This window comes from Streptomyces sp. BA2 (assembly GCF_009769735.1).
Lineage (GTDB): Bacteria > Actinomycetota > Actinomycetes > Streptomycetales > Streptomycetaceae > Streptomyces.
In genome coordinates, this window is record NZ_WSRO01000002.1 from 4,360,559 (window position 1) to 4,383,601 (window position 23,043).

Here is a 23,043-nt window from a genome sequence, read left to right on the forward strand (position 1 = left end):
CTGCGGGTGCCTTGTGGCTGGCCGCGCCCACGCGGCGGAGCCGCAAGTGTCACAGCCCCGCGCCCCTTTGGGCGCGGGGAACTCTGCTTTCACCTGCTCAACTGCTTGAACTTCCGCACCGCCAGCGGCAGGAACAGGAGTGAGATCGCCACCGGCCAGACCACGGCCATGAGCACCGCGTTCTGCTCGACCCAACTCGCCCCGCCCGCCCCGGGGTTGCCGAACAGTTCGCGTGCCGCCGTGCCCGTGGAGGAGACCGGGTTCCAGGCGGCGATCGGTGCGAGCCAGTCCGGCATCAGGGACGGCGCGACGAAGACGCTGGAGATCATGGTGAGCGGGAAGGCGACCGCGTAGAGCCCGCCGGCCGCCTCCGGTGTCGGCACCACGAGGCCCAGGAAGACACCCACCCAGATCAGGCTGAACCGCAGGAACAGCAGCAGGGCGAAGGCGGCCAGGGTCTCGGGCAGTCCCGCGCTGGAACGCCAGCCGATGGCGAGCGCGGTGAGCGCGAGGATCGTCAGCTCGGCGCAGGCCACGATGAGGTCGGCGAGTCCGCGCCCGGCGGCCACCGCAGATGGCGCCATCGGCATCGAGCGGAAGCGGTCGATGACGCCCTTGGTGGAGTCCGTGACGACCGCCATCGCGGTGTTCATGAAGCCGAAGGCCATGGTCATCACGAACATGCCGGGCATCAGGAACTGCTTGTAGTCGCCGTCCTTGCCCCCGCCGGGCACCTTCATCGCCTCGCCGAAGACGAATCCGTACAGGAGCACGGAGATGATCGGGAAGCCCAGCTGCCAGGCGATGGTGGCGGGCTGGCGCTGGAAGTGGGTGAGGTAGCGGCGGGTGACGTTCCAGGTGTCGGCGAGCGCCCAGTAGAGGCGTCCGCGCGGGGCGTCGGCGGTCAGGGGGTCCGAAGTCAGTACGGCGCTCATGCCGCGGCTCCCGTCTTCTCGTCGATGTCGGCGGCCGCTTGCCCGGCCGCGTCCGTCTCGCACTCCGTCCGGTGTCCCGTCAGGCGCAGGAACACGTCGTCGAGGCTCGGCCTGCGCAGTCCGATGTCCTCCACGGCGACGCCCTGGTCCTGCAAGGTCCGTGCCACGTCCGTCAGGGCGCCGACCCGGTCGGTCACGGCCGCCTGGACGCGCCGCTCCAGGTCGATGGCCTCGGGCACGCCCTCGGCGACCCGGGCGACGGCCCGCAGGGCCGCGGGCAGATCGGCGGCCTCGCGCACCACGACCTCCAGATAGCTGCCGCCCACCGTGTTCTTCAGGCCGTCCGGGGTGTCGTCGGCGATGGCGCGGCCCTGGTCGATGACGGTGATCCGGGAGGCCAGCTTGTCGGCCTCCTCCAGATACTGGGTGGTGAGCAGGACGGTGGTGCCGTCCGCGACCAACTTCCTTACGGTGTCCCAGACTTCGAGGCGGCTGCGCGGGTCGAGTCCTGTGGTCGGCTCGTCCAGGAAGAGGACGGCGGGCGAGAGGATCATCGATGCGGCGAGGTCGAGCCTGCGCCGCATGCCGCCGCTGTACTGGCCCGCGCCCTTGCCTGCCGCGTCCACCAGGTCGAACTGCTCCAGGAGTTCCTGGGCGCGCCGCGCGGCCCGCTTCCCGCCGAGGTGGAAGAGGCGGCCGAACATCTCCAGGTTCTGCCGTCCTGTGAGGATCTCGTCGACCGCCGCGTACTGGCCGGTCAGGCCGATGCGGCTGCGCACGACATCCGACTGGCGCACGACGTCGGCGCCGGCGACCTCGGCGCGGCCGCCGTCGAGCCTCACCAGCGTCGAGAGGATGCGCACGGCTGTGGTCTTGCCCGCGCCGTTCGGGCCGAGCAGTCCGTGCACCGTGCCGCGCTCCACGTGCAGATCGAAGGCGTCCAGGGCCTTCTTGTCGCCGTAGCGCTTGTCGAGCCCCTCGGCCCGCACCGCGTATTCGTTCGTCTCGCTCACCGCTGCCCCTCCAGCCCTTCCGGTCCCAGTCATCCGAACCCCTCTGGGTACGCCGTACTCAATAGAGAGTACACCGTACTCAATTTTTCGGGTACACCGTACCCAATTAGAGATCCGGCGATTAGGCTGAGCGTCATGACGAGCACGAACGGCAGCGAGACCCAGCGCACCGGCAGCGACATCGCCCGCAGCCTGGAGTTGCTCTGGGGCGAGGGCGAACGCCCCACGCGGGGCCCCAAGCCCGGACTCACCCTGGACCGGATCGTCACCGAGGCGGTGCGCCTCGCGGACGCCGAGGGGCTCACGGCGGTCTCGATGCGCCGCCTGTCCACGGAGCTCGGCACCGGCACGATGTCCCTGTACCGCTACGTCCCGGGCAAGGGCGAGCTGCTCGACCTGATGCTGGACCGGGTGTACATGCCGGCCGCCGACGCCGAGCCCCCGAGCGGCAACTGGCGCGAGGCCGTGGAGACGTACGCCCGCGAGACCCTCGTCCTCTACCGCGCGCACCCCTGGCTGCTCCAGGTGAACCAGGCCCGCCCGGTGCTCGGCCCCGGCTCGGTCGGCGGCCTTGAGCTGACTCTGGCCGGCATCAAGTCGATGGGCCTGACCGACCCCGAACTGATCGGCGTGATCGTCATGATCGAGGGGTACGTCACCGGGGTCGCCCGCACGCAGGTGCACGAGGTCGAGGCGGTGAAGAAGAGCGGCCTGACGGACCAGGCGTTCTGGGAGGCGCAGACCCCGACCCTCGGCCGGATCATGAGCAGCGGCCGCTACCCCCACCTCGCCGCGCTCTCCGACGACGCGTTCGGCTCGCAGTTCGACCACTTCGAGTTCGGCCTGCAACGCCTGCTCGACGGCCTGGACGTCCTGGTGGCCCGGCGCGAGGCGGAGAACCCCTCCGGCCGGAAGGCATGACAAAGCGGGCGATCAGTGTCTTGATGGAGGGATGACGCAGACACCCGCGAGCCCTGCGAACCCCGGAGCGAGCGCCGCGCTCGCCCCCTTCGTCAAGCAGTACACCGTCCTGCTCACGAGCCAGAAGAAGGACGGCACGAGCGTGGGCACGCCCGTCAACATCGCCGTCGAGGGCGACCACGCGTACGTCCGCACCTACGCAACGGCCTGGAAGGCCAAGCGCATGCGCCGCTACCCCGAGATCGAGATCGCCCCGTCGACGCTGCGCGGCGTACCGACCGGACCCGCGGTCAAGGCGCGGGTGCGGCTCCTCGACCAGGGCGGCGAGGAGAACAAACACGCGGCGAAGCTGATGCGGCGCAAGCACCCGGTGCTGCATGGGGTGTTCGTCCCGCTCACGCACAAGGTGAAGCGGGACAAGACGCTGCATTACGAGGTGCGGGTGCGGGGCGAGCAGCCCGAGCAGCCCGAGCAGCCCGAGTAACCCCCGCACCGGTCCCGCTACTTCCGGCGGAACACCCGCTTCAGGCCGAAGAAGGCGGCGAGCACGACGGCGAGCACCAGTGCGCCCGTCTTGAGGTCACCGTCGAGACCGGCGCCTTCGCCGTCCGCCCCGTCGGCAGAACTCCCGCCGCCAGAGGGCGAGTTGTGGCCGCCGCCCGCTCCTTCGACCTCGACGGGCTCGACGTCGCCCTGCGCGCCCTCGGTGCCGTACATGAGGGTCGTCCCGTCCAGGGTGTACGTCGCGGACTCGCCCTGCCGCTGCAACGGGACGCTCAGCCGCCCCTCGCGCTCGGGCTTTTGCCCCTCGCCCTTCCATGCGTACGAGACGCCGCCGAGGTACCCGCGCAGGGCGAGCTGCTTCCCGTCGGGCGAGAAGGCACCGTCCGTGGTCCAGAGCCCGGTGGTGCCGAGGCGCTTGAAGACGTTGACCCCGGACGAGGACATCTGCTCGGGCCCTTCGTACAGCGCGCCGCCCTCCTCCTTCTTGTCGGCGATGTAGATCCGGCCGGTCTTGGGATGCACCATCAGCGCCTCCGCGTCGCGCGCCCCGTCCTCGTACTTCACCGTGTACTGGGTGGCGCGGACGGTCTGGTCGCCGAGCTTCTTCGGCTCGGGCAGCTTGTAGATCCACACGTGGGACCAGGTGCCGCCGAGGTTGTCGCCGATGTCGCCGACGTAGATGTTGCCGTCGCTGCCGACGGAGACGGCCTCCACGTCGCGGGGCGTGCCGACGCCGGTCATGGTGACCGTGGCGACGGTCTTCCCCGTCCTGCCGTCCACCGCGTAGAGCAGGGCGCCGTTCTTGTCCTGGTCGTTGTGCGTCCAGTAGACGCCCGGGTGGGCGCGGGATGCGGCGAGGCCGCTGGACTCGATGATGCGGGGGTCCTTGATGGTGAACCCGTCGTGGCTGTCGTCGGCGGCGGCGGGGCCGGAGACACTCAGCAGGACCAGGCACCCGGCGGCGACGGCACCCATCGAAGAACGCAGTGAACGCATGGGCCAAGCCTGCCACCCCCGCGCCGGAGGGCGGACGTATCCCAGGTGTTGAGCCTCACATCGCAGGCCGGGGCGTTGATCCGCGATGATGAGCGGATGCTCAGGTTCATGTTCGTCGGCGACTCGATGACGATCGGCAGCGCGGGGGAACACACCTGGCGCTACCGGATGTGGCAGCACTTGCGGGCCTCGCTCGGCGAGCGGGATTTCGCCGTGGTGGGCCCGCGCCGCGCGCTGCACGACAAGGCCTCCGGCGAACCGGTCTCGTACGCCTACGCCGGTATGGACCCGGACTTCCCGCGCCACCACTTCGCCGGCTGGGGCGAGGGCTGGCTGCACATGGCGCCGCAGATGGCGGACGCGGTGCGGCAGGACCGCCCCGACATCCTCCTCGTCTCCCTCGGCCTGATCGACCTGGGCTTCTACACGAACGCGGAGCAGACGGCGGAGAACGTACGCCGTTGCATCGCGGAGGCCCGCTCGGTGAACCCGCGCGTCCGCCTCGTCCTGCTCCCCGTGATCCCGAACATCCGGGCCCGCACGGACGCCCCGTTCGCCGCGGAGGTGGCGCGCTTCAACGTGCTCCTCGCCAAAGCGGTGGCGGACCTCGACACGGGTGCGTCGCCGCTGCTCCTGGCCTCGGCGCCGCCGTCGTACGACACCGACGGCGATACGTACGACGGGACGCACCCCAACGCGAGCGGCGAGCACAAGCTGGCGGCGGCGTTCGCCGACGCGATGCACCAGGCGTGGGGTCTTGGGGCGCCGTACGAGACAGCGCCCCCGCCCCTGGCTCTGAACGAGCTGTCGGCTACCGGCTGAAGTTGGCCTTCAGGGCCTTGAGCCCGGCGATGTCCCACTTCGTGTACTGCCCGGCGTACTTGTCGGCGCGGGCGTCGGTGCCGCCCCTGCCCCGCGCGTGGCCCCCGTTGGGTGAGCACATGACCGGGGTGTCCTTGTAGCGGTTGGTGACGCATTCGTAGGGATCGGCGGTGTTGTTGGCGTCCGAGCCGTCCACGTTCGGATGGTCGAGTCCTATCGAGTGCCCGACCTCATGGCTCACCAGGTTCGAGATGAGCGTGGGATGGAGCGACCAGTCGCCCGGCTTCCAGTACTCGCTGTCGACCCATACCCACCCGCCCCACGCGCTCTTGTTGCTGTTCGCCGTGCAGGGGAAGGCCTGGGAGAAGCCCGGCTTGTTGCCCGGCTTGAAGGGCCGGTACTTCAGCCCCACCGTGATGGTGTGACGCGGGGTGGTGGTACAGGCCTTCTGCTCGGGGTGATAGCCGCCGGCCACCGTGAACTTGGTTCCGGTGATCGAGGTCAGCTGCGCGGCGGTGTCCTTCAACTGCGCCCGCAGCTTGGCCTCGGCCTTCTTCGTCTGCGCGGCGGTGAGCTTGGTGGCGGCCGCGTTGGGCTTGACGATCTTGATCACGTACGGCTCGGGGCTGAGGGACTGGATCCCGCGGCCGGACAGAATCCGCCACCCGGTGCCCTTGTAGACGTCCCCCGCGGCATAGGCCGGATTGCTCAGCGCCACGAGACCCGCGGCGGCGGCGAGCACACCGAAGGAACGGGCTATCTTTTTCATGGTCATGAACGGCATGATCGCGGAAGGCGCCAACATCTCCCCAACGGGGGTGCACCGCCCAGCGGTACGGCATGATCGCCCCATGAACTACCAGGAGCGCAGGCTCCAGCGAGTCGTCTGGACCTACACGGGCTTCACCATCATCGGCATCGCCGTCGGCTTCGGCTTCGCCGTCCTGCTCGGCTTCGGGGACACCGCCCGGTCCGCCTCCGTGGGCGTGTGCGCCGTCCTCGGCGTCGGCGCCGCGGTGGCGTATCTGCTCCGATCGGCGGACTGACGGGGCTCGGACCGTATCCCTTCGGCTGCCGCGCCAAGACGGAAGACGGATGTCCGCCCCGCGACCGCGTTCCTAGCGTTCAGGCATGACGGTCGAGAGCACTGACGAAGCGCCGCCCCGGTCCGCACGAACCGCGCCCCGCCGCGCGGGCGTACTCCCCGGCGAACGGGCCCTCGCGCCCGACCTCGCCCGCGGGCTCATGCTGCTGTTCATCGTGCTGTCCAACACCGCGTTCCACCTGACGGCGGCCCGGCACGGGCCTTCCGGATGGCAGCCGGTGGACGGCGGATGGGCCGATCACGCAGTGCAGTTCACCATGATCACCACCCTTGACCTGCGTGTCTATCCGCTCTTCGCGTTCCTCTTCGGGTACGGGATGATGCAGCTCTTCCTGCGGCAGACGGCCGCGGGGACCTCGGAGCGCGAAGCCGTGCGGCTGCTGCGCCGGCGCAGTCTCTGCCTGATCGTCATCGGGCTGCTGCACGCCACCCTGCTGATGGCCGGGGACATCGTCGGCTTCTACGGACTCCTCAGCCTCGCCCTGGGCTGGCTCTTCCTGCGCCGCGGTGACCGCGCGCTGAAGTGGTGGATCTGGATCGCCACCGCGCAGTTCGTGCTGCTTGCCGCCGAGCCCGTCGTTTCGGCGGCGCTGGCGGGCGAGTTGGGCACGCTAGGCGACGCGGGCGCGGACCCCGGGGCGGACGCGTACGCGGCGGCCGAGGGGAACTGGCTCACCGCTGCGGGCACCCGTCTCACGACCGGCCTGTTCGTCACGTTCGCCGCGGCGCCGCTGTCGCTGGTGGGCGGCGCGTACGTCATCTTCCTGCTCGGCTTCTGGGCCGCGCGCAGGGGTGTGCTCGAAGAGCCGGGGCGCCATCTGCCCCTCCTGCGGTGGACCGCGGTGATCGGCATCGCGGTGGGGTGGCTCGGCGCGCTGCCCGCGGCCCTTGCCCACGTCGGGGCGATCACCGTGCCGGACGACGCGCAGAGCGAGGGCGGGGCGCTGACCCTGCTGCGGGACGCCACGGGGAACGCGGCCGGTCTCGGCTATGTGGCGGCCGTGGCGCTGTTCGTGGAGTGGTGGACGAGGCGCGGGCCCCGCAGCGCGGGGACCAAGGCAGGTATGGCCGCCACCGCCGTCTCGGCCGTCGGCAAGCGCTCCCTCTCCTGCTACCTCGCCCACTCCCTGATCTTCGCCCCGGTCCTCGCCGCCTGGGGGCTCGGGCTCGGCGAGCACCTGACGAGCGCGACCATGGCGCTGTTCGCGGTGGGGGTGTGGCTGGTGACGGTCGCGGGGGCGTACGCGATGGAACGGGCGGGCCTGCGAGGGCCGGTGGAGGTGGCGCTGCGGCGGGTCATGTACCGGCCGCGCTCTTCCCGCCGTGCCACCGGCGGTCCCGTCACGTAGCCCGCGTCACGTAGCCCGCGTCAGCCGGTTCGCCAGGGTCGACATCGTGTACGTACCGATACCGAGGACGACTTCGAGGGCGTTCCGCTCCGTGTAGCCGTGCGCGAGGAACGCCTTCAGGTCGTCGTCCCCCACGCCGCCCGCGGTGGCGAGCACCTCCAGCGTGAACTGCCTGATGGCCTCCAGCCGTTCGTCACTCAGCGCCTCCCCCTGCCGCAGGGCGGCGATCAGCTCCGTGCCCGCACCCAGCTTGCGCAGCTTGGCGGTGTGCATGCTCACGCAGATGTGGCAGTCGTTGCGTACGGCGACGGTCATGATGACGGTTTCCCGTGCCACGGGCTCCAGCGTCGACTGCTCGAAGGAAGCGCTCAACTCCAGGAAGCCGTTGAGCAGTTCGGGTGACTCGGCGAGCAGCGCCACCGCGCTCGGCGTCTTCCCGAAGGCGGCGGCCGTGCGCTCCATCGCGGCGCGGGACTCTGCGGGTGCGCTCTCCACGGTGTGCTCGGTGAACAAGGCGGACAAGAGGTACCCCCTACGATGGACAACGTGGTTGACGATAAGAAAGTAAACCAGGTTGTCGAACAAAGCAAGGGTGAGCCGCCGGAGAGCGACGGGCCCGGCTTCGAGCTGCCGCTGCTCCTCTTCGCCGGGTTCCGCACCCTGATCGACCGGCTCCACGCCGAGCTGGCCCGCCAGGGCCACCCGGACCTACGCCCGGCCCACGGCTTCGCGATGCAGGCGATCGGCGTGCGGGGCGCGAGCGCCAGCGAGGCGGGGCGGCGACTCGGCGTCTCCAAGCAGGCCGCGGGCAAGACCATCGACCGCCTCATCACCCTCGGCTACGCGGAACGCTCCGATGACCCCTCCGACGCCCGCCGCAAGCTGGTCCGCCTCACCCCGCACGGCATCGACGCGCTGCGGCGCTCGGCGGCGATCTTCGACGAGCTGCGGGCGGAGTGGGCCTCCGCCCTGGGCACCCGCCGCCTCCGAGCCCTGGAGTCAGACCTGCGCACGGTCGTACCGCCGGACGCGTTCCGCCTCGACGCGGCGGGCTGGCTGGGCGGCTCGTGACCTTGTCTCCGTGCGTATCGTTGTACTGCGCGGCTGCACTCGACCGGGGGCGGCCGGGGAGGAGCGCCACGATGACCGTCGTAGAGACCGACAGGATCGCCATGGCCGACGACAACGCCAAGAGCTTGGACGCATGGTTCGAGTTGATCGAGCGGATGGTCCCCGAGGGAATCAAGGCAGAAGTTGTCGAGGGGGCTGTCTCGATGGTGCCGCAGCGGAATGTGCACTGGCAGATCATCCGGAGAATCCTCTACGCGCTGGACGACAGGTTCAGCCGGGATGTGCTGGCGATGACGGACGTACGCATCGACTTCCCCGGCTACCAGAACGGCTTCTGCCCAGACATGGCGAAGTTCCGCGACGGAGCGGGAGTAGACGAAGAAGGGCGCTGGCGCCACGAGGACGTGGAGTTCATCGCCGAGGTCATTTCCCGAGGCACCAGAATGAACGACTACGGCCCGAAGAAGGCCACCTACGCTGAAGCCGGTGTCCCCGTCTACCTCATCGCCGATCCCTACCAGGGCCGGTGCCACGTCTACACCAACCCCAAGGACGGCGAGTACCTCACTGAGGCGAGGTCCGACTTCGGCGACGACGTCGACCTGACCGGCACCATCATCGACCTCACCCTCAAGACCGCCGAGTTCCCCCGCGACTGACCCGACTCCCCTTGCCTAGAGCCCACTCCAAGTCGTTGGCTAGGTACCCATGAAGTACACGCAGCTGGGACGCACAGGACTCAAGGTCAGTCGACTCGCGCTCGGGACCATGAACTTCGGGCCGCTGACGAACGAGCCCGACAGCCACACGATCATGGACGCCGCGCTCGACGCGGGCATCAACTACTTCGACACCGCCAATGTCTACGGGTGGGACGAGAACAAGGGCCGCACCGAGGAGATCCTCGGCACGTGGTTCACGCAGGGCGGCGACCGGCGCGACAAGACGGTCCTCGCCACCAAGATGTACGGGAACATGGCCCTCGACGGAAAGCCCGCGTGGCCCAACCACGACCTGCTCTCGGCGGTCAACATCCGCCGGTCCGTGGAAGCGTCGCTCAAGCGGCTGCAGACCGACTACATCGACATCTACCAGTTCCACCACATCGACCGCCGCACTCCCTTCGAGGAGATCTGGCAGGCCATCGACACCCTCATCACCCAGGGCAAAATCCTCTACGCGGGTTCATCGAACTTCCCCGGGTACAAGATCGCCCAGGCCAACGAGATCGCCGCGCGGCGCGGCAGCTACGGCCTCGTCAGCGAGCAGTGCCTCTACAACCTCGCCGAGCGCAGCGCCGAGATGGAGGTGATCCCGGCCGCCCAGGACTACGGCCTGGGAGTCATCCCGTGGTCGCCGCTGCACAGCGGACTGCTCGGCGGCGTGCTGAAGAAGGAGGGCGAGGGCGAGCGGCGCGCCAGTGGACGTGCCGCCCAGGAGCTCGCGAAGCCCGAGGTGCGCGCGCAGGTCCAGGCGTACGAGGACCTGCTCGACAAGCACGGCCTCGCGCCGGGCGAGGTGGCGCTGGCCTGGCTGCTCACGCGGCCCGGGGTGACCGGGCCGATCGTCGGGCCGCGTACGCCTGAGCAGCTCACCAGCGCGCTGCGCGCCGTCGAGCTCGAACTCTCGGGTGAGCTGCTCGACGCCCTGGACGAGATCTTCCCGGGGCCGGGGCCTTCGCCGGAGTCCTTCGCCTGGTGATCAGCAGGCCTACGTGGCCGCGGTCATCACCTCACTGGCCGACCGCGGCCGCCACGGCCACCACGACGAACATCACTACGAGCACACCGGCCATGATCCGGTTCCTGGTTTTCGGGTCCACGTAGTCGAGGTTAACCGGCTCCGCCCAGCGGCCATCGACCGACCACCTCATAGCGGGGCCGCTCCCCCGGCACCCCGCTCACGGGCAGATTGCTCCGTACGAGGGTCAGCTCGGCCACGGTCCACTCCGTGCCCGCGAAGTCCGCGAGGGCGTCGGCGTACGCGCGCAGGGACGGCTCCCCGTGGCCGCGGGCCAGCGTCAGGTGCGGGCGGTAGTGGCGGTGCTCCTCCATGGTGATGCCGGATTTGCGGGCGGCGGCGTCCGCCCGCTGGGCGAGGAGGCGGAGGGTGTCCACGTCGCCCTGGGCCCCGGCCCACAGGGCTCGGGCGCCGAAGTGGCCTCCGCCGTGGAGGGCGAGGGGGAAGGGGGCTGTGCGGTGGGCGGCGCGCTCCAGGCGGGTGGAGAGTTGCGTGACGGTGGCGTCCTCTACCTCGGACATGAAGGCCAGCGTGAAGTGCCAGCTCTCGCGGCGCGTCCAGCGGAGGGCTTCGGCGCCTGGCAGGGTCTTCAACTTGTCCGCCGCCTGGGCCAGTTCGTCCGCTGCCGCGGGGGGCGGCAGCACCGCCGCGAAGAGTCTCATGAGGGGAGTCTCGCCTCCGGCGGTTCTTTTCCCCAACCCCACCCCTTCCCGAAAACCCGCTCGGCGCGGGGGCCTTGGTGGCCGTCATCACCGGCTCCGCCGAGTTCGTCCTCAATCGCCGGACGGGCTGAATAAATTCAGCCCGTCCGGCGATTGAGGACCGGGGTCTGGGGCGGAGCCCCAGTTTCGGGAAGGGGCGGGGTGGGGGAGATCAAAACGCATGAACCGCATAGCCATCCGACCAGCCAGCATCGACGACACCGCCACCGTCCTCGCCCTCTTCGACGAAGCCGTCGCCTGGCTCGTCTCGCAAGGCCGTACCGGGCAGTGGGGCGACAAGCCCTGGTCGACCACCCCGAAGACCATCGCCCTCGTCGAGAAGTACCTCACCACCGGCTCCGCCTGGATCGCGGAGATCGGCGGGCAGCCGGTCGGCACGCTCACCCTGACCGAAGGGCCGGGGGCGTACATCGCGCCCGTGGACGAACCGGAGCGGTACATCCATCTCCTGGCCTCCCGGCACGGCACGGGCGCGGGCGCCGCCCTCCTCGCGCACGCGGCGGAAGAAACCCGGAGGGAGGGGATCTCCCTGCTCCGGGTCGACTGTTACGCCGGCGGTGACGGCAAGCTCGTCGCGTTCTACGAGCGCAACGGCTTCACGCGGACCGAGGCCTTCGTCGAGCAGGACGGCACCTGGCCGGGCCAGATCCTGGCCCGGCGGGTGTAGCCGGACAGGGAACGGCTCACGCCGCTGTCGCCAGCTGCTCCCGCGGCACGAACTGCACGTGCTGCTGCCCGCGCCGCAGATCCACCTTGAGCCGCAGGTTCGCGGCGCGGGCCAGCATCAGGCCGACGCCCACCGCGGCCACGGCGCATATGAGGCCACCGGCGGCCATGCTGACGCGCACCCCGTACGCGTCGGCGAGCCAGCCGAAGAGCGGGCCGCCCAGGGGCGTGCCGCCGGTGAAGACCATCATGAAGAGGGACATGACCCGGCCCCGCATCTCCGGGTCCGTGGCCATCTGGACCGAGGAGTTGGCGGTGACGTTCACCGTCAGGCCGAGGATGCCGATCGGGACGATCAGCGCGACGAACATCCAGAGGTCAGGCGCGAAGGCCGCCGCCATCTGCAGCACTCCGAAGGCGATCGCCGCCCCGGCGAGCAGCCGGAGGCGTGAAGTCCCTCGCCGTGCCGCGAGCAGCGCGCCGGCCAGTGAGCCGATCGCCATCAGCGTGTTGAAAAGGCCGTACATCCCCACGCCGCCGTGGAAGATGTCGTCCGCGAAGGCGCTCAGCCAGATCGGGAAGTTGAACCCGAAGGTGCCGACGAAGCCGACGAGGACGATCGGCCAGATCAGCTCGGGGTGCTTGGAGACGTAGTTCAGGCCTTCCCTCAGCTGTCCCTTGCCGCGCGGCTTGCGCGGGGTGGGGTGCAGCTCGCGGGTGCGCATCAGCATCAGGCCGGTGAGCGGCGCGAGGAAGGACAGGCCGTTGGCGAGGAACGCCCAGCCGGGGCCGACGGCGGCGGTGAGACCACTGGCCACCGCGGGGCCGATGAGGCGGGCGGACTGGAAGTTCGCCGAGTTCAGCGAGACGGCGTTGCGGACCTGGTCGGGGCCGACCATCTCGGACACGAAGGACTGCCGGGTCGGGTTGTCGACGACGGTGACGAGGCCCGTGAAGAAGGCCGCGAGGTAGACGTGCCAGACCTGGACGTTGCCGCTCAGGGTGAGCGCGGCCAGGAACAGGCCGCTGATGCTCATCGCGCCCTGGGTGCAGAAGAGCAGCTTCCGCTTGGCGAAGCGGTCGGCGATGACACCGCCGTAGAGGCCGAACAGGAGCATCGGCAGGAACTGCATCGCGGTGGTGATACCGACCGCGGCCGAGGAGCCCGTGAGGCTCAGGACCAGCCAGTCCTGGGTGATGCGGGCCATCCACGTGCCGGTGTTGGAGACAACGGCGCCGGAGGCGAAGAGCCGGTAGTTGCGGATCTTCAGCGAGCTGAACATCGACGACTTGGCGGGATTCCTGCGCCGGCGAAGCCGGCTCCACCAGGGGCGGTGGTCGGGAGACGGGTGGGCCTTGTCGAGGGTGGTTGGTGCGGGGGCGGAGTCTGCTCCGGATCCCGTACTCAAAGTGCGTTCGCCTCCTTGGCGTCGTACGGCTCACGGCGGGTGGCCCGGCGTGAGTACTGCTTGCTGCTTACTGCTTACAAATGCGCGAGCTTCTCCAGGACGGGCGCCGCGGCGCGCAGTCGCTCCCACTCGTCCTCGTCGAGGTGCTCGGCCAGAGTGGCCAGCCAGGCGTTCCGCTTGCGGCGGCTCTCCTCGAGCATGGCCTCGGCCGTCTCCGTCTGGGTCACCACCTTCTGGCGGCGGTCCTCGGGATGCGGCTGGAGCCGGACGAGACCCTTGGCTTCGAGCAGGGCGACGATGCGGGTCATCGACGGCGGCTGCACGTGTTCCTTGCGGGCCAGCTCACCGGGGGTGGCGTGGCCGCAGCGGGCGAGGGTGCCGAGCACCGACATCTCGGTCGGGCTCAGCGACTCGTCGACCCTCTGGTGCTTGAGTCGACGGGACAGGCGCATCACGGCGGAGCGCAGGGAGTTCACGGCGGCGGCGTCGTCACCATGGGAGAGGTCCGGCATGTTCGTTAGAGTAACTCATTACTCTAACTAAAGACCACCTGAATTCCCGTGCCAGGGGTCACAGAACCCTTTCGTCACCCATATGAGTGAGGTGACTTCGGAAAGCGAGACACGGGCCGCGGGACGCCAGGGACCCTGTCACGCATGGGATCGACAGTGCTCAGCCTGCGGATAGACGGTGAGCTGCTCGACCGGCTCAAGCAGCACGCCGCCAAAAGGGGAATGAGCGTCCAGGACTATGTCGCCGGGACGCTCACACGCATTGACTTCGACGAACGCTTCCAGAGCGCCGTCGAGGAGACGGAAAAGTTCTACGGGGCGGCCTGACGGCCGCCCCACCGAGGCCTACGTGAGACCCAGCGCCGGCATCAGGTAGTAGAAGGCGAAGACGGCCGAGACGGCGTACATCGCGACCGGCACCTCACGGCCGCGGCCCGCGGCCAGCCTCAGCGCGGTGAAGCTGATGAAGCCGATGCCGATGCCGTTCGTGATCGAGTACGTGAACGGCATCATCAGCATCGTCAGGAACGCCGGGATCGCGATGGTGAAGTCGCTCCAGTCGATCTGGCCGATCGAGCCGGACAGGATCAGGAAGCCGACCGCGAGCAGCGCGGGCGTGGCCGCCTGGGACGGGACCATCGTCGCGATGGGCGTGAGGAACAGCGCCACCGCGAAGAGGCCGCCGGTGACGATGTTGGCGAAGCCCGTACGCGCGCCTTCGCCGACGCCCGCTGTGGACTCCACGAAGCAGGTGGTGGCCGACGAGGACGAGGCGCCGCCTGCGGCGACCGCGATGCCGTCGACGAACAGGACCTTGTTCATGCCCGGCATGTTGCCGTCGGCGTCGGTCAGCTTGGCCTCGTCGCTGATGCCCATGATCGTGCCCATGGCGTCGAAGAAGCACGAGAGGAGGACGGTGAAGGTGAACAGGACTCCGGTGAGCAGGCCGACCTTCTCGAAGCCGCCGAACAGGCTGATCTGACCGACCAGCCCGAAGTCCGGTGTGGCGACCGGGTTGCCCGGCCACTCGGGCGTCGTCAGGCCCCAGGAGGGGATCGTCGCGACCGAGTTGATGATCATCGCCACGAGCGTCATGACGACGATGCTGATGAGGATCGCGCCGGGCACCTTGCGGACGAGCAGGCAGAGCGTGAGCAGCGCGCCGAGGGCGAAGATCAGGACGGGCCAGCCGTTGAGGTGTCCGTCGGCGCCCAGCTGCAGCGGGACCGTGGTGTGCGCGGCGTCCGGCATGCGCGAGACGAAGCCGGAGTCGACGAGGCCGATCAGCATGATGAAGAGGCCGATACCGATCGCGATGCCCTTGCGCAGGCCGAGCGGCACGGCGTTCATCACGCGTTCCCGCAGGCCGGTCGCCACGAGCAGCATCACGACGAAGCCCGCGAGGACGACCATGCCCATCGCGTCGGGCCACGACATGCGGGGCGCGAGCTGGAGGGCGACCACGGTGTTCACGCCCAGGCCCGCGGCGAGCGCGATCGGGACGTTGCCGATGACGCCCATCAGGAGCGTGGTGAAGGCGGCGGTCAGCACGGTCGCGGTGACCAGCTGCTTGTTGTCGAGCTGGTGCCCGTACATGTCCTTCGCGCTGCCCAGGATGATCGGGTTGAGCACGATGATGTAGGCCATCGCGAAGAAGGTGGCGAAGCCGCCGCGGACTTCCCTGGCCAGGGTCGAGCCCCGTTCGCTGATCTTGAAGAAGCCGTCGATGCCACCCTGCGGGGGCTTCGGCGGCTCGTTGCTGGCGTCGACCGGGGCGGTGGCCGAGGAAGGCATGGGGGACCTCGTGGACTCAGAGAAGGGGGAGATCGTTAAGCGGCGGCCGTTGATCGATTTGTTTTTTCTTACGAAAACAACCAGCCATTAACGAACCGTTTCAGTATGAATACATGAGGGGGAAATCGCTATCTCCGCGCGTAGACCCGTGCCGTACCTGGGTGCACCGGCCCCTTCCTGCCTCCGCCCCGGCGGCTCGTAAGCTATGGACATGGAGAAGTGGACCCCAAAGCACGACGCGCCGGAGCCCCTGGAGGGCCCCGTCGTCGCCACCATCACGGGCGGCACGATCCTCTGGTTCGTCCTCTTCCTGGTGCAGCTGCCGTTCTACGGCTGGTTCGACGACCGCGACGCCACCTGGTGGGTGTGGACCTGCCTGGCCGGCGCGGGCCTCGGCCTGATCGGCATCTGGTACGTGCGGGGCCGCGACGCGGCGCTGAAGCGGGACGCGGAGCGCAAGGCGGCGGCCGCCTCGGAGTGACGCGCCCCCTGGCGGATCCGTACGTACAACCACGGGAGTGTCCGTGTCCTACCGTGGTCGGATCTTTGGGCCACTCAAGGGGTGAAGCCCCCGCCCCGCCCGTACCGTCGATGCCATGACGCATATCGACGCGGGCGCCGAACTCGACCCGGTCCACCCGGCGGCACCGCCCACCGGACGCGCGACGGGTCTGACCGCCGCCGAGGTCGCAGAGCGGGTCGCACGCGGCGAGGTCAACGACGTACCCATCCGCAGTTCCCGGTCCGCCACCGAGATCGTCCGGGCGAACGTCTTCACCCGCTTCAACGCGATCATCGGCGTGCTCTGGGTGATCATGCTCTTCGTCGCGCCGATCCAGGACTCCCTCTTCGGCTTCGTGATCGTCGCCAACACCGGCATCGGCATCATCCAGGAGCTGCGCGCCAAGAAGACCCTGGACGGACTCGCGGTCATCGGCGAGGCCAAACCGACCGTGCGGCGCGACGGCATGGCGGCCGAGCTCTCCACCTCCGAGATCGTCCTCGGCGACCTGGTGGAGCTGGGACCGGGCGACAAGATCGTCGTGGACGGCGAGGCGGTCGAGACCGACAGCCTGGAGGTCGACGAGTCGCTCCTGACCGGTGAGGCCGATCCGGTCATCAAGAAGCCCGGCGACAAGATGATGTCGGGCTCCTTCGTGGTCGCGGGCGGCGGCGCGTTCACCGCGACGAAGGTCGGCCGCGAGGCGTACGCGGCGCAGCTCGCCGAGGAGGCGAGCCGCTTCACGCTCGTCCACTCCGAGCTGCGCACCGGCATCTCGACGATCCTCAAGTACGTGACGTGGCTGATGGTGCCGACCTCGATCGGCCTGATCATCAGCCAGCTCGTCGTCAAGGACGACAACTTCAAGGAGTCCATCGCCTACACCGTGGGCGGGATCGTCCCCATGATCCCGGAGGGGCTCGTGCTCCTCACGTCGGTCGCCTTCGCGATCGGCGTGATCCGCCTCGGCCGCCAGCAGTGCCTCGTCCAGGAACTCCCCGCCATCGAGGGCCTCGCCCGCGTCGACACGGTCTGCCTCGACAAGACCGGCACCCTCACCGAGGGCGGCATGGACGTCACCGAGCTGCGCCCGCTGAACGGCACGGACGAGACGTACGTACGCAAGGTCCTCGGCGCCCTGGGCGAGTCCGACCCGCGGCCGAACGCGTCGCTCCAGGCGATCATCGAGGCCTACCCCGACAGCGAGGAGTGGCGCTGCACCGAGTCGCTGCCCTTCTCCTCGGCCCGCAAGTACAGCGGCGCCTCCTTCAGCGAGGGCGACGGCAACAACTCGACGTGGCTGCTCGGCGCCCCCGACGTACTGCTGCCCGACGGCGACCCCTCCCTCGCCGAGATCGAGGACCTCAACCAACAGGGCCTGCGCGTGCTGCTCCTCGCCCGCGCCGCCGGTGAACTGGACGACCCGGACGTGGCCGCCGGGGCCCGCGCCACCGCCCTGGTCGTCCTGGAGCAGCGGCTGCGCCCGGACGCCGCCGACACCCTGCGGTACTTCGAGGAGCAGGACGTCAGCGCCAAGGTCATCTCCGGCGACAACGCGGTCTCGGTGAGCGCGGTGGCCGGGAAGCTGGGCCTGCCGGGCGCGGAGAACACCGTGGACGCCCGCCGACTGCCCACGGAACAGGGCGAGATGGCGCAGGAGCTGGACGCCAACTCCGTCTTCGGCCGTGTCACCCCGCAGCAGAAGCGCGACATGGTGGGCGCCCTCCAGTCACGCGGGCACACGGTCGCCATGACGGGCGACGGCGTGAACGACGTCCTCGCCCTGAAGGACGCCGACATCGGCGTCTCCATGGGCTCGGGCTCGGAGGCGACGCGGGCGGTGGCCCAGATCGTGCTCCTGAACAACAGCTTCGCGACGCTGCCCTCGGTGGTCGCGGAGGGCCGCCGGGTCATCGGCAACATCACGCGGGTGGCGACGCTGTTCCTGGTGAAGACGGTCTACTCGGTCGTCATCGCGCTGCTCGTGGTCTGCTCGCAGGTGGAGTACTTGTTCCTGCCTCGCCACTTGACGCTGCTGTCGACCCTGACGATCGGCGTCCCGGCGTTCTTCCTCGCCCTCGCGCCCAACAAGGAGCGGGCCAAGCCCCACTTCGTACGAAGGGTCATGCGGTACGCGATCCCGGGCGGGGTCGTCGCGGGCGTCGCCACCTTCTGTACGTACCTCCTGGCGCGCAGCCACTACTCGGGCGCGGGCGCGCGGGAAGCCGAGACCAGCGCGGCCACGCTGGCGCTGTTCCTGATCGCCATGTGGGTCCTCGCGATCATCGCCCGCCCCTACACGTGGTGGCGGCTCGGCCTGATCGGCGCGATGGGTCTCGGCTTCCTGCTGGTGCTCACCGTGCCGTGGCTTCAGGACTTCTTCCAGCTGAAGCTGGTCGGCACGACGATGCCGTGGGCGGCGGTCGCGATCGCGGCGGCGGCCTCACTGGTCATCGAGGTCATCTTCCGCTGGGTGGGCCGCCGCTTTCCGGCGTAGCTTCTACTGGACGTCGACGAAGTCGCTGGTCGACGTCACGGCCGGGGTCGTGGACGTACCGGCGAAGACGTAGCGGTAGTAGCCGTCGGCGGAGGCGGTCACGGTCGTCTTCAGCGCGCCGCTGGAGCCGGACGTGATCGTCTTGAGGGTGGTGTAGGAGGTCGCGCCCTTCTTCTTGTACTGGAGCTTCACGGACTGCTGGGTGTAGCCCGCGTACTTGGAGGTCTCCCAGTTGGCGCGGGTCAGGGCGCCGGTGACCGTGAGGGTCTTGCCCTTCTTGATGGGCTCCGGGGAGGCGTTGGTGGTGAGGCGGGCGTTGCGCTGGATGCTGGCGTAGCCGAACGTGTCCTTGATGACGTAGTCGCCGTCGTTGCCGATCGCGTTCGCCGACACCTTCCACTTGCCGGCCAGGATGTTGCTGTAGAGGTCGAGCGTCGGGTCGACCGTGACGTTGACCGTGCAGGTGGAGGTGGTCGCGTCGACGACCTTGCACGTGGACCCGTCCTCATCGGAGAAGAGCAGGCCGTCGATGTCGCTCTCGATGTCCGAGCCGTGCCACAGCGAGGCATCGGCGTCGTAGATGCCCTCGGGGTCGGTCGCCGTGATGGCGACGGTGAACTTCTTCTTCTCGGTGGTGCCGACCACGATGTTCTTGCCACCGTTGACGGTGACCTTCGTGATCTTCGTGTCGCCGACGACCTCGTCGGCCGGCGCGTTGGCGGCGAAGGGCGCGAACTTCGGGACGCTCGGCTCATCGGCCGCCTGAGCGGCCGGTACGACGAGAGCGGACAGAGCCAGGGTGCCGGTCAGTGCGGCCACGGTGGCACGGATGCGCATGTGTTTCCCCAGTTGGGAAGGGGGCTCCGCGGTGTATGGGGGTTGTCACGCGGAGCCCAGTGATCTAGGAGTCTGTTGACTCGGAAGATCAGACCTGCGATGGGGGCTTCTGGTTGTACGGGAAATGAAGATTATGTGACCGGGTTCTGGAGGCCGGAATTCCACCGCAGCGGGCCGGACCCCGAAGGGGGCGCGGGGAACTGCGCGACCAGCCCCCGCGAACCGGCGGACGAGTCAGTCGAACCAGCGGTCCCGCTCCAGCTCCTCCGTGCGGGAGGGATCTTCGAGCAGCGCCGCGACCTCGAAGCGCCGCGGCCACTGGCCCGCCGACCAGGCGAGACCGGCGGCGACGCCCTCCAGGGTGGCGGCGTGGACGGTGCCGTCCGGCATCCGGCGCCAGTCGAGCTCGACGCCCCCGCCGATCAGTTCCTCGTGCTCGATGTACGTCTCCGGGACGGCCGGACCGAGCAGCGTACGGACCGACTCCGGCACCGGATGCTCCTCGCCCTCCCCCGCGGGCTCCACGGCAGCCGTCTCACTCAGCCTGCGCACCTGGAACAGCTCGGCCAGGTCGCGGGCCTTGCGGGGCTCCACCGGCAGCAGCGCCACGCCCCCGGTCAGCGGCAGCAGGTCGGGGGCGTCGGCGACGACCGCGTCCGCCACGTCGACGACCACGACCTCACCGTCCACGACGGCCCGCACCTCGTCCGGCAGCGTCACCTGTTCCGGGTCCAGGTCGGCCAGGGCGCCGTACAGCGCGTGCAGTTGGGGCGCCGAAACGGTCCTCTCCGGGTCCGCGAGCCGGTCGAGCAGTTCGGCCGCGCCGCCGGGCTCCTCCAGGAGTGCGGTGACCGACGTGCGGACGCCGAGCGCGCGAAGCACCTGCTCGTCGTCGAACCCGGCGGCGTCGGCGGCGTCGTAGAGCCCTTCGAGCAGCGGATCGCCGCCCGAGGCCCGCAGGCCGGCGGGGCGCCGGCCGCCGAGGACGGGATTCCCGCGCAACCACCAAGCCGTGTACGACCGGACGCTCTCCGTCGTGCCGTCCGGGAGCAGGATCCGCAGCGGCTGCGTCAGCGCGTCCCGCAGCGGCGGGCGCGAGAGCATCGCCAGGGCCTGCGGCCAGCAGTCCTCGTCGACCAGGTCCAGATCCCGTACGGCGATGATCTCGGTGGCGACCGGCGGGACGGGAGTCTCCGGCAGCCGGTCGAGGGTGTCCTCGCACCACACGTCGACCGCGTCGAGCAGCCCCGCGTCGTCGGGCTCGGCGAAGTCGCCCTCGCGCGGCTCCAGTTCATCGGGGTCGAGTACGACGTCGGTGGCGCGGACGAGCGCGAAGGTGGCGAGCACACCGCATGCGGCGAGGGGCTGCTCGCCCCAGCGCTCGGCGAGCTCGGCGTCCACCGTGGCGAGCTCGTCCTCGCGCATGACCTGGGCGAAGGGACTGCCGGGAAGGACGAGTTCCCCGGCGGGAGCGAGCTCGCCCTCCTCATCGGGGAGTGCGAGCGCGCCGAGCCAGGGCTCGTCGCCGGGCGCGAGGTTCGCGTCACGCACGAGCGAGAGCACGATCTCCGCCAGCTCGTCGGCGTCCAGGGCGTCCTCGTCCCACGTGTCGTCGTCGAGGGACGCGGCGACGGCGGCGCGGACCTGCGGGGTCGTCAGGACGGCGCGGGGCGTGGCGGGCAGGGCGCCGAGCTTCTCCAGGAGGGGATGCACGGCGTCGGGGTGCGCGACCTTCAGGCCGAGGCGGACGAGGGCGGCGGGATCGCTGTCGTCCCCGATGACGGGCAGCAGAACCTGCCGGGGCCCGATGGTGGTGCGCCCGTCGGCGAGGGGTACGGGCAGCCCGGTGAGGCGGTCAGGATCGACACCGGCAAGGGTGTCGTACAGCCTGTGCCACCAGCCCGGCTCCCGCTCAAGACCCGCGAGGCGGTCGATGGCCTCGGTCAGCGGAACGCGGGCGACGCCGAGGGTGCGGAGTTCGGCACGCCGCTCAAGTCCCGCGGGCAGCAGGCTGGGCAGCACATCGGCGAGCACGCGTACGGTGTCGGCGCCCGCCCCCTCCACGACCTCCGCGTCACGCGGTCGCAGCGCGACGGGGACCGTCCACTCGGGTACGTCGGGGTCCTCTTGGGGAACGGCCTCCACCGCGGGGGGCAGGAAAGCCGTACGGGGCAGCCGGTCGAGGATGGCCTGGCGCAGCGCGCCGTCGAGCTCGCTCTTGCCGAGCGGGCCGGGGACGAGGCTGATGATGCCTTCGCCGACGGGGCGCCAGTCGGCGAGGAGTTCGGCGTACGCGTCGGCCGCGCGCTCCACGAGGAAGTCCGTGAGGGGGCCGGGCGCGGCGTGCCGCCGGGTGGTATCGAGAGGGAACGAGGCGATGAGCAGCGCAGGTACCCCGAGCGGCTCGTCGCTCGGGGTGGGCGCGTGCAGGACGGGGGCGCTACGGGGTGCTTGCGGGGCGCCTTCGCGGTCGGTGGGGACGGCCCAGGTGACGGACCAGTGGGGCCGCAGCCGCTCCTCGACGGGCCGGTCGGCGAGGAGGCCCTGTTCCAGGGGTCCCTGGTGGCTGACGGTGCGCCAGCGGGTGGCGCCGTCGCGGGTGTCGGATACGTCCACGTAGCCGGGTTCGGCGGTGCGGTGGAGGGTGCGGGTGGCTTGGTCGCCGACCTGGACCGTCACTTCCTCAAGGCCGGGCAGGGCGAGGAGAAGAGCATCATCAATGCCGTCGAGGAGCCGTACGACGAGATCCTCGGCGGCGGCGTCGCGCAGGGGCAGGATGACGACGGTGTCGTACCCCTCCGGGGCAGTCCCTTCGGCGGCGAAGGGCAGCCGCAGCAGGGGCACGTGCCCGTCGCGCCTGCGGATTTCATCTCCGAGGCCGGGGCTGAAGCGGGCGGTGTCGGCGGCGAGTTCACGCGCCTCGCTCAGGGACCAGCGGACGCCGCCGGTACGCCCCACGAGGGCGGGCTCGTCGGAGACGGCGAGTACGGCGGCGAAGCCGACGCCGAAGCGGCCGACGGCGCCGTTGCTCTGTTCCTCGCGCTTGGCGGAGGCGCGGAGGGTGGAAAGCGATTCGACTCCGGTGGCGTCGAGGGGGGCGCCGTTGTTGGCGGCGGCGAGTACTCCGTCCCGGAGGGTGAGGGCGAGGCGTCCCGGGGTCCCGGCCCTGGCCGCGGCATCAGCGGCATTCTGGGCGAGCTCGACGATCAGGCGGTCCCGGTAGCCGCCGAGGGCGAGGTCCTCCTCGGCGTTGGCGTCCTCCCTGAACCGGGCCGGGCTCGCCGCCCAGGCGTCGAGGACTCCCCGTCGGAGCCGTGCCGTGCCGAACGGGTCAGTACCCTCGGCCGCCGGCCGCACGGTCTTGCTCACGGTGTCGTCTCCCTCGCTTGGTTCGCGGGGCGAACGGTATCGCGTCCCGGCTTTCCCCCAACGCCCGGTGGGCCACCACCTGGCCGGGTGTCACCTCCCCTTGCGGGTCGCCTTGCGGGGGCGCGGCAGGTACGCCACCGGCAGCCGGACGGCGACCTTCCCCGCGCTCCGCGCGGGATCTTGCCCGCCCACCCACCCGATTACCCCGCGTTTCGGAGGGGGGGCGCATCACCTGCAGCCCGGTGGTCGTCTTACCCGCGCTCCGCGCGGGCATCTCCC

General features: G+C 70.0%; 23 protein-coding genes. 12 read left to right on the plus strand and 11 right to left on the minus strand.

From position 1 onward, the window contains the following. Positions 1-89 precede the first annotated feature (89 nt). The gene (locus tag E5671_RS22145) at positions 90-935 is read right to left on the minus strand and encodes an ABC transporter permease (RefSeq protein WP_160505698.1); all 846 of its coding nucleotides are present in this window, start codon (positions 933-935) and stop codon (positions 90-92) included. Continuing rightward, positions 932-1,981 carry an ATP-binding cassette domain-containing protein gene (locus E5671_RS22150; protein WP_160505699.1) on the minus strand — a complete coding sequence of 350 codons (1,050 nt, stop codon included), beginning with the start codon at positions 1,979-1,981 and terminating at the stop codon, positions 932-934. Before E5671_RS22150 ends, E5671_RS22145 begins: the two co-directional genes overlap by 4 nt. A 102-nt stretch (positions 1,982-2,083) precedes the next feature. Here E5671_RS22150 and E5671_RS22155 point away from each other — a divergent pair, with 102 nt between their 5' ends. Together E5671_RS22155 and E5671_RS22160 are read left to right on the plus strand one after the other, a co-directional pair. Continuing rightward, on the plus strand, positions 2,084-2,869 hold the full coding sequence (locus tag E5671_RS22155) for a TetR/AcrR family transcriptional regulator (RefSeq protein ID WP_160505700.1): 786 nt from the start codon (positions 2,084-2,086) through the stop codon (positions 2,867-2,869). 31 nt (positions 2,870-2,900) lie between these two features. Continuing rightward, positions 2,901-3,353, plus strand: a complete 453-nt coding sequence (locus E5671_RS22160; protein ID WP_160505701.1) for a PPOX class F420-dependent oxidoreductase — start codon at positions 2,901-2,903, stop codon at positions 3,351-3,353. Positions 3,354-3,370: 17 nt separating this feature from the next. Here E5671_RS22160 and E5671_RS22165 read toward each other — a convergent pair whose 3' ends face one another. Further along, entirely contained in the window at positions 3,371-4,369 is a 999-nt protein-coding gene (locus E5671_RS22165) for a WD40 repeat domain-containing protein (RefSeq protein ID WP_160505702.1), read from the minus strand. A gap of 96 nt (positions 4,370-4,465) precedes the next feature. On the opposite strand from E5671_RS22165, the gene E5671_RS22170 reads away from it, so the two are divergent. Next, positions 4,466-5,191: an SGNH/GDSL hydrolase family protein gene (locus tag E5671_RS22170; RefSeq protein WP_160505703.1), complete on the plus strand. Its 726-nt coding sequence runs from the start codon at positions 4,466-4,468 to the stop codon at positions 5,189-5,191. On the opposite strand, the gene E5671_RS22175 is transcribed toward E5671_RS22170, so the two are convergent. After that, on the minus strand, positions 5,181-5,966 hold the full coding sequence (locus tag E5671_RS22175; protein ID WP_160505704.1) for a hypothetical protein: 786 nt from the start codon (positions 5,964-5,966) through the stop codon (positions 5,181-5,183). The genes E5671_RS22170 and E5671_RS22175 overlap by 11 nt on opposite strands. Positions 5,967-6,042: 76 nt before the next feature. Here E5671_RS22175 and E5671_RS22180 point away from each other — a divergent pair, with 76 nt between their 5' ends. Both E5671_RS22180 and E5671_RS22185 read left to right on the plus strand, forming a co-directional pair. After that, positions 6,043-6,237 carry a hypothetical protein gene (locus E5671_RS22180; protein WP_160505705.1) on the plus strand — a complete coding sequence of 65 codons (195 nt, stop codon included), beginning with the start codon at positions 6,043-6,045 and terminating at the stop codon, positions 6,235-6,237. A gap of 85 nt (positions 6,238-6,322) precedes the next feature. Then, positions 6,323-7,645, plus strand: coding sequence for a DUF418 domain-containing protein (locus E5671_RS22185; RefSeq protein WP_160505706.1), 1,323 nt, complete (start codon positions 6,323-6,325; stop codon positions 7,643-7,645). Positions 7,646-7,651: 6 nt separating this feature from the next. On the opposite strand, the gene E5671_RS22190 is transcribed toward E5671_RS22185, so the two are convergent. Beyond that, complete coding sequence (locus E5671_RS22190) at positions 7,652-8,107, minus strand: carboxymuconolactone decarboxylase family protein (RefSeq protein WP_202122175.1); 456 nt, start codon at positions 8,105-8,107, stop codon at positions 7,652-7,654. 75 nt (positions 8,108-8,182) lie between these two features. Here E5671_RS22190 and E5671_RS22195 point away from each other — a divergent pair, with 75 nt between their 5' ends. The 3 genes from E5671_RS22195 (at position 8,183) to E5671_RS22205 (ending at position 10,417) form a co-directional block, all read left to right on the plus strand. Beyond that, positions 8,183-8,716, plus strand: coding sequence for a MarR family winged helix-turn-helix transcriptional regulator (locus tag E5671_RS22195; RefSeq protein ID WP_160505707.1), 534 nt, complete (start codon positions 8,183-8,185; stop codon positions 8,714-8,716). Between the two features lie 71 nt (positions 8,717-8,787). Further along, positions 8,788-9,375: a Uma2 family endonuclease gene (locus E5671_RS22200; protein ID WP_160505708.1), complete on the plus strand. Its 588-nt coding sequence runs from the start codon at positions 8,788-8,790 to the stop codon at positions 9,373-9,375. A 49-nt stretch (positions 9,376-9,424) separates the two neighbouring features. Further along, positions 9,425-10,417 (plus strand): aldo/keto reductase, encoded by a 993-nt coding sequence (locus E5671_RS22205; RefSeq protein ID WP_160505709.1) that lies wholly within the window; start codon positions 9,425-9,427, stop codon positions 10,415-10,417. A 131-nt stretch (positions 10,418-10,548) separates the two neighbouring features. Here E5671_RS22205 and thpR read toward each other — a convergent pair whose 3' ends face one another. After that, the gene (gene thpR, locus E5671_RS22210) at positions 10,549-11,118 is read right to left on the minus strand and encodes an RNA 2',3'-cyclic phosphodiesterase (RefSeq protein WP_160505710.1); all 570 of its coding nucleotides are present in this window, start codon (positions 11,116-11,118) and stop codon (positions 10,549-10,551) included. Positions 11,119-11,338: 220 nt separating this feature from the next. Between thpR and E5671_RS22215 the strand changes: the two genes are divergently transcribed. Beyond that, positions 11,339-11,845 (plus strand): GNAT family N-acetyltransferase, encoded by a 507-nt coding sequence (locus E5671_RS22215; protein WP_160505711.1) that lies wholly within the window; start codon positions 11,339-11,341, stop codon positions 11,843-11,845. Positions 11,846-11,861: 16 nt separating this feature from the next. Here E5671_RS22215 and E5671_RS22220 read toward each other — a convergent pair whose 3' ends face one another. Both E5671_RS22220 and E5671_RS22225 read right to left on the minus strand, forming a co-directional pair. Next, positions 11,862-13,127: an MFS transporter gene (locus tag E5671_RS22220; RefSeq protein WP_443032795.1), complete on the minus strand. Its 1,266-nt coding sequence runs from the start codon at positions 13,125-13,127 to the stop codon at positions 11,862-11,864. Positions 13,128-13,327: 200 nt separating this feature from the next. After that, positions 13,328-13,765 (minus strand): MarR family winged helix-turn-helix transcriptional regulator, encoded by a 438-nt coding sequence (locus E5671_RS22225; protein ID WP_160505713.1) that lies wholly within the window; start codon positions 13,763-13,765, stop codon positions 13,328-13,330. Positions 13,766-13,909: 144 nt separating this feature from the next. Here E5671_RS22225 and E5671_RS22230 point away from each other — a divergent pair, with 144 nt between their 5' ends. Next, positions 13,910-14,092 carry a ribbon-helix-helix protein, CopG family gene (locus tag E5671_RS22230; protein WP_160505714.1) on the plus strand — a complete coding sequence of 61 codons (183 nt, stop codon included), beginning with the start codon at positions 13,910-13,912 and terminating at the stop codon, positions 14,090-14,092. 18 nt (positions 14,093-14,110) lie between these two features. On the opposite strand, the gene E5671_RS22235 is transcribed toward E5671_RS22230, so the two are convergent. Continuing rightward, on the minus strand, positions 14,111-15,559 hold the full coding sequence (locus E5671_RS22235) for an NCS2 family permease (protein ID WP_160505715.1): 1,449 nt from the start codon (positions 15,557-15,559) through the stop codon (positions 14,111-14,113). 211 nt (positions 15,560-15,770) lie between these two features. Here E5671_RS22235 and E5671_RS22240 point away from each other — a divergent pair, with 211 nt between their 5' ends. Continuing rightward, positions 15,771-16,040, plus strand: a complete 270-nt coding sequence (locus E5671_RS22240) for a DUF2530 domain-containing protein (RefSeq protein ID WP_160505716.1) — start codon at positions 15,771-15,773, stop codon at positions 16,038-16,040. A gap of 115 nt (positions 16,041-16,155) precedes the next feature. Next, a complete protein-coding gene (locus E5671_RS22245; protein ID WP_160505717.1) occupies positions 16,156-18,558 on the plus strand; it encodes an HAD-IC family P-type ATPase in 2,403 nt (800 codons plus the stop codon). 3 nt (positions 18,559-18,561) lie between these two features. On the opposite strand, the gene E5671_RS22250 is transcribed toward E5671_RS22245, so the two are convergent. Then, positions 18,562-19,395 carry a calcium-binding protein gene (locus E5671_RS22250; RefSeq protein ID WP_160505718.1) on the minus strand — a complete coding sequence of 278 codons (834 nt, stop codon included), beginning with the start codon at positions 19,393-19,395 and terminating at the stop codon, positions 18,562-18,564. 234 nt (positions 19,396-19,629) lie between these two features. Next, complete coding sequence (locus tag E5671_RS22255; protein WP_160505719.1) at positions 19,630-22,764, minus strand: sacsin N-terminal ATP-binding-like domain-containing protein; 3,135 nt, start codon at positions 22,762-22,764, stop codon at positions 19,630-19,632. Positions 22,765-23,043 lie beyond the last annotated feature (279 nt).